11 protein-coding genes are annotated in these 12,525 nt (G+C 65.4%); 5 read left to right on the top strand and 6 right to left on the bottom strand.

Annotated elements, in window-relative coordinates; all coding sequences use genetic code 11:
- The first annotated feature begins 66 nt into the window (after window positions 1–66).
- Window positions 67–612 (top strand): hypothetical protein, encoded by a 546-nt coding sequence (locus RH858_RS00300; RefSeq protein ID WP_259533201.1) that lies wholly within the window; start codon window positions 67–69, stop codon window positions 610–612.
- A gap of 1 nt (window position 613) precedes the next feature.
- On the opposite strand, the gene RH858_RS00295 is transcribed toward RH858_RS00300, so the two are convergent.
- The 3 genes from RH858_RS00295 to RH858_RS00285 all read right to left on the bottom strand — a co-directional run bounded on the left by RH858_RS00295 (window position 614) and on the right by RH858_RS00285 (window position 3,999).
- The gene (locus tag RH858_RS00295; protein WP_259533200.1) at window positions 614–1,555 is read right to left on the bottom strand and encodes a hypothetical protein; all 942 of its coding nucleotides are present in this window, start codon (window positions 1,553–1,555) and stop codon (window positions 614–616) included.
- A 69-nt stretch (window positions 1,556–1,624) separates the two neighbouring features.
- Window positions 1,625–2,335: a bacteriorhodopsin gene (locus RH858_RS00290; RefSeq protein ID WP_259533199.1), complete on the bottom strand. Its 711-nt coding sequence runs from the start codon at window positions 2,333–2,335 to the stop codon at window positions 1,625–1,627.
- A 2-nt stretch (window positions 2,336–2,337) separates the two neighbouring features.
- The gene (locus tag RH858_RS00285; protein ID WP_310560906.1) at window positions 2,338–3,999 is read right to left on the bottom strand and encodes a HAMP domain-containing methyl-accepting chemotaxis protein; all 1,662 of its coding nucleotides are present in this window, start codon (window positions 3,997–3,999) and stop codon (window positions 2,338–2,340) included.
- A gap of 324 nt (window positions 4,000–4,323) precedes the next feature.
- Here RH858_RS00285 and RH858_RS00280 point away from each other — a divergent pair, with 324 nt between their 5' ends.
- Complete coding sequence (locus RH858_RS00280; protein WP_310560905.1) at window positions 4,324–5,679, top strand: adenylosuccinate synthase; 1,356 nt, start codon at window positions 4,324–4,326, stop codon at window positions 5,677–5,679.
- Between the two features lie 39 nt (window positions 5,680–5,718).
- On the opposite strand, the gene dpsA is transcribed toward RH858_RS00280, so the two are convergent.
- On the bottom strand, window positions 5,719–6,267 hold the full coding sequence (dpsA, locus tag RH858_RS00275; protein ID WP_310560904.1) for a DNA starvation/stationary phase protection protein DpsA: 549 nt from the start codon (window positions 6,265–6,267) through the stop codon (window positions 5,719–5,721).
- A gap of 168 nt (window positions 6,268–6,435) precedes the next feature.
- Between dpsA and RH858_RS00270 the strand changes: the two genes are divergently transcribed.
- Both RH858_RS00270 and RH858_RS00265 read left to right on the top strand, forming a co-directional pair.
- A complete protein-coding gene (locus RH858_RS00270) occupies window positions 6,436–7,521 on the top strand; it encodes an NADH:flavin oxidoreductase/NADH oxidase (RefSeq protein ID WP_259533194.1) in 1,086 nt (361 codons plus the stop codon).
- Between the two features lie 79 nt (window positions 7,522–7,600).
- A complete protein-coding gene (locus RH858_RS00265; RefSeq protein WP_259533193.1) occupies window positions 7,601–8,104 on the top strand; it encodes a macro domain-containing protein in 504 nt (167 codons plus the stop codon).
- A gap of 54 nt (window positions 8,105–8,158) precedes the next feature.
- On the opposite strand, the gene RH858_RS00260 is transcribed toward RH858_RS00265, so the two are convergent.
- Both RH858_RS00260 and RH858_RS00255 read right to left on the bottom strand, forming a co-directional pair.
- Window positions 8,159–9,211, bottom strand: coding sequence for a succinylglutamate desuccinylase/aspartoacylase family protein (locus RH858_RS00260; RefSeq protein WP_259533192.1), 1,053 nt, complete (start codon window positions 9,209–9,211; stop codon window positions 8,159–8,161).
- Between the two features lie 90 nt (window positions 9,212–9,301).
- Window positions 9,302–11,314, bottom strand: a complete 2,013-nt coding sequence (locus tag RH858_RS00255; RefSeq protein ID WP_310560903.1) for a DEAD/DEAH box helicase — start codon at window positions 11,312–11,314, stop codon at window positions 9,302–9,304.
- A gap of 98 nt (window positions 11,315–11,412) precedes the next feature.
- Between RH858_RS00255 and RH858_RS00250 the strand changes: the two genes are divergently transcribed.
- Window positions 11,413–12,498, top strand: a complete 1,086-nt coding sequence (locus RH858_RS00250) for a guanosine monophosphate reductase (RefSeq protein WP_310560902.1) — start codon at window positions 11,413–11,415, stop codon at window positions 12,496–12,498.
- Window positions 12,499–12,525 lie beyond the last annotated feature (27 nt).

Below are 12,525 nucleotides of genomic sequence, written 5' to 3'. Positions count from 1 at the left end.
TCCGCCGACGTCTCCGTTGTCCGGTCGATCGAACGCTTTTACTCGGTTGCGGCCCTTGGTCCGACGATGCGTCGGATCTACGAGTCGGAGGCGCTTCGCCGGGACGAGGAGGACGCGTTCAGCCCCGGAGAACGGCGCGACCGATCTCACGAGCCGCTCGCGGTCAAGATGGTCCCCTCCACGTGGCTGAGCCGCGTGTTCGTTCCACACTGGCTCCGATATCGGTCGATCAAGATCGACGTTACGACCCCCAGAAACGAGTACCCTGTCGGAACCGACGTTCCGTTCGTGGTTCGGATGCGGAACGTGATGCCGTTCCCGGTGACGGTTCCGGTCCGATCGCCGGTGCTGTGGACGTGGGACGTCGACGGCGTGACGGAAGCCTCACACGTCGATCTGAAGAACCCGCCCGACGAGCAACGGGGGTTCGTCTTCGAACGCGGAGAAGAGAAAGTGTTCAGGAAGCGCTGGACGGGAACCTTCCGTGTGTCGGAGTCCGAGTGGGAGCCGGCCGGTCCGGGCAAGTACGCCATCGGCGCCGGCCTCAACGTCGAGGACGCCGAAGGCAAGGGGCTGTACAGTCGGACGACGGTCCGGCTCGTCCCCGAGTAGCCTACGGTCTGATCCCGGTTCCGTCGCCCTCGTCGATCGTTGCCGGATCCAGTTCGAGGAGTCGTTGCCCACAGTCGAGACACTCGTAGGAGATCACCTCGTAGGTGGCACAGCAGGATTCGACGACCGCGTCGCCGAACGCGACCTCGCCGTCACAGACGGGACACTGGAGCTGGAACGTTCGCAGCGACTCGAGGATGCCCACGCGCTGTTCCAGCGGAACCGACCGCCAGCGGTCGGTTTGCGACGCGAGCGCCCGGTGAGTCGCGACGTCGACGAGGAGTGCCCCCTCGGAGGGCCACTTCCGGATTCGGCGTCCCACCTTGACTGCAGGATAGGTTCTGTCCTTGAACTCGACCTCCGCGGGATCGGCGTCGAACACGTCCGCAACTGCGGCGTTCCCCGGCCGATCCCCCCCGAACGAAGCGATTCCCTCGTCGACAGCCTCCGAAAACGACTCGGTGAGACGAAGGTCGGTTCCGTCCTCGGTTTCCGTGGTCGCGCCGACCTCGAGCAGGAACTGCTCGGGATCGACCGCCTCCTGCCGCTGTTTTTGTATCTTCTCGACGGTTTCGAACGACTCCGATTCGGTGGAGTCCTCGTCTGTAGTCTCTGTTTCGACGGTTACATCCGTTTCACCGGTGGGTTTCGTTCCGGTAAAGGCGTCCTCCAGCGGGTGGTGATCGAAATACTGCGCCGCCCATTCGGGGAGGTACCGTTTCGTCAACTCCGGGGTACCGGGGACCAGATACCCGCGGAGATAGATCGCCACAACGGAGACGGCGACGACCACGACCGCCGCCCCGCGGGAGCGAACCGCCGCAACCGCGCCCAGAAGGAGTGCGATGCCGACGTTGACTACTGTACAGGGGAGACACCGGTTTTCGCCGGTGTACTCCTCCTTGCGAATGGAATCCACGATAGAGGTTCGCTGATCGGTCATACGGCCACTCGGATCTCTGTGATAAAAACGGATGTGGTGCCGGAGGCGAGGGTCGTTTCCGGACCGGGGTCAGTCGGCGGGGGTCGGGTCGACCGCCGGCCCTTCGGCAGTCGAGAGTGCATCCAGCGCGGCCGCACCGTTGACCGCGACCACGACGAAGGCCACCTTGCTGATGAAGTCGAGGTACACGAACGCGACCATCTCCTCGGCGGGCAGCATGAGTCCGGCGCCGGTCGGGGCAGCGAGCCAGACGATCGGGTACAGCGTCCACAGCACGACAGTCAGGTTCCGAAGTTTTCCGAACACGACTTCGATGCGGTCGTCGTGGATCGTCGCCCGGGCCGGAAGTTCCCACAGGAGCATCCACAGCAACGTGATGTACGCGACCGACGAGAGGCCGAACATCGCCCACGAGATCGGGCCGATAGTGAGCGACGCACCGATCCCGAACCCGATGATCGGGACGTTCACCGCCACAAGCGCCGCGACCAGCCGGCGTCCCGGCCGAACCAGCATGCCGAGATACAACACCAAAAGCGGCGTCGTGAGCAGCCAGTCGATATACCTGGGAAGCGGGAGGTCGTATCCCGCCGCCGTGACCGTTCCGATATTGAATGCCATCAACACGTAGGCAACGAAGGCGATGCCAGTGATCGAAGCGAGTACGCCGTAGAACCGATATTTTTCGGGATTGCGAGCCATCCCGTACAGGGGGTAGGCGGTCCCGACCGCCATGCCGGCAGCACCGAGCCCAGCCCACGTCGTCATGTCGACCGGCATGGTCACTCCCTCCTCCCCGCGTCGTCATCGCGGGTGGTTACCCAGCCGAACTCGTCGCCCGAGCCGTCGGTGGCGACCGCTGTGTCCTCGCTTCCGGTGCGGCCCCGTTGCACGTGCCCGGTCTCGACTCTGAACCCGTCGACAGCGCGTTGCAGTTCGTCGGCGCGTGCGGCCAGCCCTTCGGCCGCGCCGGTCACCTCCGAGAGCGTCGCCGTCTGGTCGTCGACGGCCACAGTGACCGCTTCGGCGGCGTCGACCGTCTGTTCGCTGATTGCGGCGACGTCTTCGACCCGCTGTACCACGCCGTTTATCGATGTCGCCTGTGAATCGGTGGCCTCCTCGATTTCGTCCATACTGGCGTCGGTTACCTCAACGCTCTCTGCGAGGCGCTCTAGTGCGTCGATGCTTGTTTCCACCGTCTCGACGCCGGCGTCGATCCGGCGTTCCGTCTCCTGCATCGCGTCGACCGCATCGCCGGTCCGTTCCTGTACCCGTTCGATCCGCCCTTCGATCTCCGCGGCAGCGGATTTCGTGTCCTCGGCCAGAGATTTCACCTCCTGTGCGACGACCGCGAAGCCGTCGCTGTCGGCCCCGGCGCGGGCAGCCTCGATCGACGCGTTCAACGCGAGCATGTTCGTCTGTTCGGCGATCTCCGAGATCGCATCCGCGATCCCGCCGATCTCGTCGATCTCCGCGGCGAGCGACTCGACCTCCGTGGCCGTCTCGTCGGTGACGTCCTGGATCGTCGCCATCTGATCCAGCGCGGTTTCCGCCGCTTTGCGGCCTTCCTCGCCGATTTCGGCGGCCTCGGCCGCCGTCTGTGCGACGTTTTCGACAGTGGCGGCGACCTCCTCGGCGCTCGCCGATAGGTCGCTGGCCTCCTCGGTGGCGCCCTCGAGATCCTGCCGCTGGCTTCGGGCGCCGTCGGCGATTTCGGCTGCGGCTTCCTCCACCTCGCTCGTCGACGTTTGCAGCCTGTTGGCCCTGGAATCCACCTCGTCGGCAGCCTCCGCGACGTCGTCGGCGACCGCGTCGACGTCCGCGACGATCTCCGAAAGCGCAGTCACCATCTCGTTGAACGCCCGTCCGACGTCCTCCATCGCCTCGCTTTCGCTTTCCGGATCGACCTGTCGGGTGAGATCACCCTCCGCGACGGCCCGCATCGCGTCCTCGTACTCTGTGGCTTTCGCTTCGACGGCGTCGGCGTACGCCTCCGCTTCGTCGCGGGTGCGTTCCGCCTCCCTGCGGGCCTGTTCTGCTTCTTCCCTGGCGGCTTCGGCCTCCTCGATCCGGTCGCGAAGCGAGTCCCGCAGCGTCGCGAACGCGTCGTACAGCCGTCCGAACTCGTCTTTCCTGGGAGAGTGAAACTCGACAGTGAGGTCGCCGTCCGCCATCCGCTCGGCCTTGCGGGTCAACTGGCGGAGCGAAAGCACGGTGTTCGATCCGATGGTTACGCCGAGCAGCCCGAAGCTGATCACCATCAGAAACACCAACGCGACGATCCCCGAGGTTATCTCTCCACCCGCAGCGCCGAGCTGTTCGGTGGCCCTGACGTGGATCAACGCCCCGTACCCCACGACCAGCGCCGTCAACCCAACCAGAGCGAGCGACAGTTTCGCACCGTAACTCCTTCGAACATGCGCTACAGAAACTGGACCGGACATCTGATCACGGAGTTGACCTCGATCGGTTTCCACATAAAAGTTGGACGCCAGTTATCGGAGCCGATACTCGCAACCGCCATACGGCGGCTCGACAGGTCAATACCGCGGCTCGACAGATCACTCGTCGTTCGACCGACTGCGCAATACCACGATGGCGAGGATAGCGACGATCGCTATCACCGCGATGAGTTTCGATCGCTTCATTTCACTTGTCAATACGTGGACACCGTATATAGTTATTCCATTGATCCCGGTTCCCCCGGGGCCTCGTCCGGGAGAGACCGACCGTAACGGGTTTGTTCGGGGGTACTGAACCACCAGTGTATGACAGTCACCATCGTCGGTTCCCAGCTCGGAGACGAGGGCAAGGGTGCCCTCGTCGACATCTGGGGAGGCGACGCCGACGTCGTCGTCCGGTACCAGGGCGGGGACAACGCGGGACACACGGTCGTTCACGACGGTACCGAGTACAAACTCTCGCTGGTTCCAAGCGGGGCGATTCGGGGGAAAACCGGGGTGCTCGGAAACGGCTGCGTGGTCAATCCCCGGACGCTATTCTCCGAGATCGACGATCTCCGTGAGCGCGGCGTCGACCCGGACGTCCGTCTCGCCCGACGGGCGCACGTCATCCTCCCGTTCCACCGCGTTCTCGACGGGATCGAGGAGGAAGTCAAGTCCGACTCGGATCTGGACGCGGGGACCACCGGCCGCGGGATCGGACCAACGTACGAGGACAAGGCTGGCCGTCGCGGCGTTCGCGTCGGCGATCTGCTCGATCCGGACGTGCTCCGGGAGCGTCTCGAGTACGTCGTCCCGCAAAAGCGGACGCTGGCGACAGAAGTGTACGGGCTCGACCTCGTCGACGAACACGCCGAGTACGCGGAGGCGTTCGACGTCGAGGCGCTGTTCGAGGAGTACAGCGAGATCGGCCGACGTCTCGAGCGCGAGGAGATGACGGTAAACGCCGGGGAATTCCTCGCGGAGAAACGCGAGAACGGCGAGAACCTCCTGTTCGAAGGGGCCCAGGGTACGAGTATCGACATCGATCACGGGATCTACCCGTACGTCACTTCCTCGAACCCGACCGCCGGGGGCGCCTGCGTCGGCTCCGGCGTCGGCCCCTCGGTAATCGGTCGCGGGGAGGTCGTCGGCGTCGTGAAGGCGTACCTCTCGCGCGTCGGCACCGGGCCGCTCCCCACGGAACTGGACGGGGACGAACGCGAGGAGGCGCTCGCCGACGAGATCCGGGAACGCGGCGGCGAGTTCGGAACGGTCACAGGTCGGCCGCGTCGGATCGGCTGGCTCGACGTGCCGATGCTCCGACACGCCGCCCGCGTGAACGGCTTCACGGGGATCGGCGTCAACCACGTGGACGTGCTCGCGGGGCTCGACGAGGTGAAGGTCGGTCACGCGTACGAACTCGACGGCGAGACGACCGAGACGATGCCGACGACCACCGAGGAGTGGGCGCGTTGCGAGCCGGTGTACCGGGAGTTCGAGCCGTGGCCGGAAGTGGACTGGAATGCGGTCGCCGAGGAGGGATACGACGCCCTGCCGGAGGCCGCACGCGAGTACCTCTCGTATCTCTCGACGGAGGTGGGTGTTCCGGTGTACGCGGTCGGCATCGGTCCGAACCGCGAGCAGACGGTCGTTCGCGAAAACCCGTTCGATCTCGACTGATCGCTCGAAAAAGCAGCGTCCCGTTGTCGCTTCTTTCGGTCAGTGGGTACTGGATTCGAGCACCAGCGTATCGTCTTCGAGATAGTGTTCGATGTGGTGGGCGTGCTCCTCGGTGGTCTGGAGGATTTCGCGCAGTTCCTCTTCGGTCGTGTAATCGCCCAGATTGTTCGCGAGCTGGATGTGCTCGCGCAACGACTCGATGACGTCTCCGTACATCTCCATGTTGTTCTCCAACGAGGACCGGATGTCGTAGGCGTCGGTGTCCTCCGGGCTCACCGTCGCGTGTTCTTCGAAGTTTGCACCGCCCGAGAGAGGGACGCCGCCAAGCGCCTGGATGCGCTCGGCGAGCACGTCGGCCGCCTCCTCGGCGTCGCCGGCGGCCTCGCCGAGGAACAGATGGAGATCACGGAACTCCGCCCCCTCGACGATCCAGTGGTGCTTTTTCAGCTGGTGGTACAGGACGTACGTCGACGCCAGGTCGGTCGTCAACGCGTCGACGATCTGCTCGGCTTTGTCCGATGGGATCCGGAGAGATTCGCTTCCTTCGACCTCGCCGTACTGCTGTCGAACGTGCTTTTGGGTGCTCATTGCGAGTGGAAATTCGGCCGCATTCCTCTTAAAGATTGGTTTCTTGGAAACTGTCTTTACTATATCGAAAACAATTATTTTTGAAATCGCATAGGCGGGCGGTGAAGCTGCGGCCGTGGCGGCGTCGCTTTCAACAGTCGTTTTATCCTGGCGGGTGAACTCCGATCGATGACTGATTCCCTGTTCGATCCGCTCGTGTTGCGGGACACCGAACTGCCGAACCGCGTGATGGTGTCACCGATGTGTCAGTACTCCGCTAGCGAGGGCATGCCGACTGACTGGCATCTCGTTCATCTGGGTAGCCGGGCGGTCGGTGGCGCGGGCGTCGTGATGTCGGAGGCGACGGCAGTATCACCGGAAGGGCGGATCACTCCACACGACCTCGGCATCTGGAACGCCGACCAGGCCGACGCGCTCGCCGACATCGCTGGCTTTATCGCCGACCAGGGATCGGTTCCGGGGATCCAGCTGGCCCACGCGGGCAGGAAGGCGTCGACGAAACGGCCCTGGGACGGTGGCGGCCCGGTCGCACCCGCCGACGGCGGCTGGGACGTGGTCGCGCCCAGCGACGAACCGTGGCCACGCGAGGAGGATCCGGTTCCGCTCCGCCGACTCACGCGGGACGGGATCGAAAACGTGGTCGACGACTTTGCCGCCGCCGCCGAGCGGGCCCGTCGGGCCGGCTTCGAGATCGCCGAGGTACACGCCGCCCACGGCTATCTGCTCCACGAGTTCCTCTCGCCGGTGACGAACCGCCGGAGTGACGCCTATGGGGGCGACTTCGAGGGACGAACCCGTCTCGTCAGGGACGTAACGGCTGCGGTTCGGGAGGTCTGGCCCGACGACAAGCCTGTCTTCGTCCGCATCTCTGCGACCGACTGGCTGCCGGATCGGGAGTCGTGGACGCTTTCGGACTCGGTCCGGCTCGCGCCGCTTCTTTCGGAGGCCGGTGCCGACCTGATCGACGTTTCGGCGGGCGGCATCCATCCCGAGCAGACGGTCCCCGAGGCCGCTCCCGGCTATCAGGTGCCGTACGCCGAGGAGATCCGGGACCGGACGGACGTCGCCGTCGGGGCCGTCGGGAAGATCACGGAGCCGGAGCACGCCGACGCACTCGTCCGCAACGGCCGGGCCGACCTCGCGATCCTGGGCCGGGAGTTCCTCCGGAACCCGTACTGGACGTTGCACGCGGCCGAGGCGCTTGATGTGGACCTCGAATGGCCACCGCAGTACCGACGCGGGAAACCCCGATAGTTCGTCCGGCTGTCTGTCTCGGGTTCTCAACGGTGGCCCGGATCGGTTTTATTTTCGTTCGTGACCAAGCACGACCGCCATGGAGTACAGCGTCATCCAGGGTGACATCGCAGCCCAGGAGGCCGACGCGCTCGTCAACGCTGCCGGAACCAGCCTCCGGATGGGATCGGGCGTCGCCGGCGCGCTCAGGCGGGTCGGCGGCGAACGGCTCAACCAGGCGGCCGTCGAGAAGGGACCAGTTGAACTCGGTGTGGTCGCAGTCACCGACGCGTTCGACCTCAATGCCGACTACGTGATCCACGCCGCTGCGATGCCCCACTACGGCGACGGACTCGCAACCGAAGAGAGCATCCGCGATGCCACGACGAACGCGCTTTCGGCCGCCGAAGAACGCGGGTGCGAGTCGGTGGTCGTCCCGGTACTGGGTACCGGTGCCGCCGGGTTCGACTTCGAGGAGGGTGCCCGAATCGTCTGTGAGGCGATCGCGGCGTACGACGCCGCCACGCTCTCGGACGTGCGGGTGATCGCGTACGGACACGACCAGTACGAGCGCCTCCAGGGGATCGCCGATCGCGTTCGGTGAGTCGATTCGGCCAAGGAGAGTCCGACGCCCCGGATCGTCCGACGACCCGCCGGATCACGCCCAGGGCTGTTCGGAAAACTCCCCACTTTCGATCTCACGTTCGATCTCTGCGAGCGTTTCGCCGCCGACGCTCACCAGGTGACACAGTGGATGTCCCGGCGAGGCAACGGGGTTTTGCAGCACGCCGACAAGGAGCCCAGTAAACGGCGCGGTGACGATCTTCTCGCGGGTGCTGAAGTGATCTGTGATCGTACAGATCGTCTCTCCTTCGTACACGAGCGGGTGATCGTACTTCATTTCGACGAGGCCGCCCTTGTCCGCGCGTAGCCAGGTCTTGTCGTTCGCCGAGTCGATTACCCGTCGCCAGCCGGGCCACTGAACCGCCTCCTGGGGGAGGACGTCGTACTCTGCAAGTACCGACTCGACCCCTTCCAGCGCCCGCTCGATGAGTGCCGGCTGGAACCGGTGTGCCTTCCCCATCTCTATCGTGATCGTCGGGATCCCTGCGGCCGTCGCGACGGCCCTGAGGCTTCCGGCGTCTGCTTCCCCCGAGAGGATCAGGTTCGCGCCGTACGCTCTCGCGAGTCGGGCAACCCGTTCGTCCGCCATGTTCGCCCGGACGTGATACATCGTCGTCCGGTTCCGCGTCGAGGTGTGGAAATCCAGCCCGAAGTCGCACTGCGTTATAAACCGTTCGTAGATGACGTTGGCCATTCGCTCTGCCGTGTTGGAGCGTTCCCGTCCGGGAAACGACCGGTTGAGGTCCTGGTCGTAGATCGGGATGTATCGCTCCTGGACGAGGTAGCCCGGGACGTTACAGACGTGGAGCAAGACGAGCGTTCCCTGGATGTCCTGGGGCGTGTACCGGGCTGCGACCTCCTGGAGTACCTTTACCCCGTTGAGTTCGTCTCCGTGGATCGCGGCGGTCATGTAACACGTCGGACCGGGGCGTTCCCCGTTTATAATGGTCACCGGAATCTCGATTGGATCCCCCAGATACGTCTCGCTGACCTCGTACCGGACGTGCGTTTTCTCACCCGGGTCCACTTCGCTGTCGTACCGGAACGGTTTCGGCTTCGCGTTCGCGGTTTCTTCGAAATCGTCCATGGCGACTGGGGAACCCGCAGAACCAAGCAATTGTCGGCGAGAGAACGTTTCTGCTGATCTTGGGATCGATCTCCAGGGACAGCCCCGTGTTCATTCCTGTCGTTCGACGAGCCCCTGCCGCGTGGACTCGAAAACCGACGTGTCGACGTCCACGACCGCAGCGATCGCGTCGGCGGCGCCCAGCAGCCACTCCGCGCGACTCACCCGGGATTCGAGGTCGCCCGGACCGATCCGGTACGAGTCGACCAACGTTTCGACGGACGCCCCGTCGATCCATTCGGCCAGGATCCGTGCGGTCTTCACGGACTCGAGCCACCGTTCGAAGTCGTCGGCGTCGCTCATTCCGGTGGTCAGTTCGTCGGACCGCCGCCGTGCGAACCGGTACATGTCGGCTCGTTCCCGGTTCCCGAGGTAGGTGTCCTGCATGTCCGGCGTGTCACAGACGACCTCGAGAGCGGTAAGCGGTGTCACGGTTCGTCCGTCGGTTTGCATTCGGTCGATCGTCTCGACGCCCATCACGATGCGGGTACCCGTCTCCGGTCGGACGTACTGTCTGGATACCTGCGTTCCCAGTTCCGTGGCCGAAAGCTGGGCGTCCGCACTCGTTCCAGAGGCACGGACGAGTCCCATCTCGGCGAGATCTTCGATGACCGCAGCGACGTCGCCGGACAGGTCCGGACTCGGCGTCCGGGAGGCGTAAAACGTCCCGTCGAAGCGGTCGAGAACCTCCCGTGGCGTGTCCGCAAACCCCGTCGCGACGAGCGACAGCGTATGCGTCCGGAGTGCGCTTCGGTCGGCGAGGTTCGACGCCACGGCTTCGGGATCGGCCTCGACGTATCGCCGGGTGAGTTCTTCCGGCGAGTTGCCGTCGCCGACCAGCACCGCCTCCCCGTACGGGTCGAGGTGGGGGCGTCCCGCACGGCCGCACATCTGGTGGACCTCGAGCACCGGCAGCCACTCCATCGCGGTGCCGGTGTACCGTTTCAGGTCCCTGACGACGACCCGTCTCGCGGGGAGGTTGACGCCGGCCGCGAGCGTCGGTGTCGCACACAGACACGCGAGCTCCCGGTTCCGGAACGCGGTCTCGACTGCGGCGCGGTGTTCGCTTCCCACTCCGGCGTGGTGAAACGCCACCCCCGACCGGACACAGTCGGCCAATCTTTCGCCCGTCGCGGTCCCGTCGATCGCCGCGATCTCGTCGGCAACGTCCGCGGTGTCGTTCCCGCCGTTCGAGTGTTTCCCTGCGAGCTCGGATCGGGCGAGTCGCTCGGCGAGCGCCTCCGCCTCCCGGCGGGATCGAACGAACGAAAGCGACTGTCCGCCGTTCTGGATGGTTTCCTCGGTCAGTTCGATCGTCGCCTTCGTCGGCAGGTCCCCCTGTCTTTCCTCGGCGTCGGTGTCGCCAGTAGAGGTGTTGTCGGCGCCGGGGTCGCCCCCCACCTCGACGGTCTGTTCCGTTCCGTCGTCGAATGCGACACGTCCGTCGGCGTACACTCCAGTCCTGAGTTCGACGGGTCGCCACGTCGACTCGATCAGCTCGGCGTCGAGCCACTCCGCGATCTCCTCGGGGTTTGCAACGGTCGCCGACAGCGCCACGAGCTGTGCTTCCGGAGCCCGACGACGGAGCGTCGCGACGGTAACCTCGAGTGTCGGACCACGGCGATCCGAACCGAGCAGATGCACCTCGTCGACGACGACACACGCGAGGTCGTCGACCCACGAGGCGCCGTTCCGGATCGCCGAGTCGACCTTCTCGCTGGTGGCGACGACGACGTCGTAGGTGGCGAGTTCCTCGGCCGGGGAGTCGTATTCGCCGGTCGCCAGTCCGGCGTCGACGCCCGGGAGCGCGTCGAACGTCTCGTGTTTCTCGCGGGCGAGCGCACGGAGCGGACACATGTACAGGCTCGGCCCGTCGGCGGTCACCATGGCGAGTTCGGCGATCAGCGTTTTCCCCGACGCGGTCGGGATGGCGGCGACGACGTTGGTACCATCACAGATGCCCGCCTCGACTGCCGCCCGCTGGGGCGGGTACAGCGTTTCGATCCCCTCCTGTCGGAACCGATCGCGGATCCGACTTCGAACCGGGAGTTCGCCGACGTCCATCGGCGGTACTGGGGCGGCACTACAGTTAAATGCCGGCGTCCGTGGCCTCGAGAGATTCCTCGGGCTTAAGTACGTTCTCGCTCGTAGGTAGGTCGGTCATGGATGACATCCGAACGGGACTGAGCTACGGCGACGTGTTGCTCGTCCCGCAGCGTTCGCCCGTCGACAGCCGAGACGACGTCGACCTGTCGACGGCGTTTACGCCCGGTATCGAACTCGAGACGCCGCTGGTTTCGGCAGCCATGGACACGGTGACGGAGTCGGCGCTCGCGACCGAACTCGCGTCGGTGGGCGGAATCGGGACCATACACCGGTTCCTCACGATCGACGAACAGGCCACCGAAGTCGAAGCCGCCGCAGAGTCGGGTGGCCCGGTTGCCGCCGCAGTCGGGATCAACGAGTCGTATCTCCGCCGTACGGAGGCACTTGCTGCCGCGGGCGTCGACGCGGTCGTCGTCGACGTCGCGCACGGCCACCTCGAGATCGCGCTTGAGGCCGTCGGGGAGATCGCTGACGCGTTCCCGGAGGTGGAACTCGTCGCCGGAAACGTGGCGACGCCCGACGGAGTCGCCGATCTGGCGGCTGCGGGCGCCGACGCGGTGAAGGTGGGGATCGGTCCGGGATCCCACTGCACGACGCGAAAAGTCGCTGGCGCTGGCGTTCCCCAGCTAACCGCGGTCGACGACTGTGCTGAGGTCGCCCACGAGCGGGGACTGACCGTGATCGCCGACGGCGGCATCCGGTCGTCCGGCGACGCGGTGAAGGCGTTGATGGTGGGTGCGGACTCGGTGATGATGGGGAGCCTCTTTGCCGGCACCGCGGAGTCGCCGGGCGAGATCAGAGAGATCGACGGGATCCGGTACAAACGCTCCAGGGGGATGGCGACCACCGCCGCCGCCGAGGACCGAACGGACAAAGCAGAGAACGTCGACGCCGACGAGGGGGTCGAGGGGTGGACGCCGTACAAGGGTCCCGTCGTCGAGGTGGCTCGGGAGTTCTCCGCCGGGATCCGGTCGGGGCTCTCCTACTGCGGCGGGGAGACGATCCCCGAGGCCCGCAAGAAGGCGACGTTCATCCGCGTGGCCGAAAGTGCCCGAGACCGCGAGGGCGCACACGTCGCAAACGAGTGGGGGTCGATCGACGTCGACAGCACCCTCCACGCGAGAACCGACGAGGACTCCTAGCGGGCGGGCTTTTCTCGATCCGCGAGC

It is taken from the genome of Halalkaliarchaeum sp. AArc-GB, assembly GCF_031432225.1.
Classification (GTDB): domain Archaea; phylum Halobacteriota; class Halobacteria; order Halobacteriales; family Haloferacaceae; genus Halalkaliarchaeum.
Note: the sequence above shows the minus strand (reverse complement) of the source record. Positions and strands in the feature narration are given on the sequence as shown.

What these genes read in the sequence shown, in the direction of transcription:
- RH858_RS00270 (WP_259533194.1), top strand. Translation starts at nt 6,436, where the DNA reads ATGACTGATTCCCTGTTCGATCCGCTCGTGTTGCGGGACACCGAACTG.
- RH858_RS00285 (WP_310560906.1), bottom strand. Translation starts at nt 3,999, where the DNA reads ATGTCCGGTCCAGTTTCTGTAGCGCATGTTCGAAGGAGTTACGGTGCG.
- RH858_RS00265 (WP_259533193.1), top strand. Translation starts at nt 7,601, where the DNA reads ATGGAGTACAGCGTCATCCAGGGTGACATCGCAGCCCAGGAGGCCGAC.
- RH858_RS00295 (WP_259533200.1), bottom strand. Translation starts at nt 1,555, where the DNA reads ATGACCGATCAGCGAACCTCTATCGTGGATTCCATTCGCAAGGAGGAG.
- RH858_RS00300 (WP_259533201.1), top strand. Translation starts at nt 67, where the DNA reads ATGCGTCGGATCTACGAGTCGGAGGCGCTTCGCCGGGACGAGGAGGAC.
- RH858_RS00255 (WP_310560903.1), bottom strand. Translation starts at nt 11,314, where the DNA reads ATGGACGTCGGCGAACTCCCGGTTCGAAGTCGGATCCGCGATCGGTTC.
- dpsA (WP_310560904.1), bottom strand. Translation starts at nt 6,267, where the DNA reads ATGAGCACCCAAAAGCACGTTCGACAGCAGTACGGCGAGGTCGAAGGA.
- RH858_RS00250 (WP_310560902.1), top strand. Translation starts at nt 11,413, where the DNA reads ATGGATGACATCCGAACGGGACTGAGCTACGGCGACGTGTTGCTCGTC.
- RH858_RS00290 (WP_259533199.1), bottom strand. Translation starts at nt 2,335, where the DNA reads ATGCCGGTCGACATGACGACGTGGGCTGGGCTCGGTGCTGCCGGCATG.
- RH858_RS00280 (WP_310560905.1), top strand. Translation starts at nt 4,324, where the DNA reads ATGACAGTCACCATCGTCGGTTCCCAGCTCGGAGACGAGGGCAAGGGT.
- RH858_RS00260 (WP_259533192.1), bottom strand. Translation starts at nt 9,211, where the DNA reads ATGGACGATTTCGAAGAAACCGCGAACGCGAAGCCGAAACCGTTCCGG.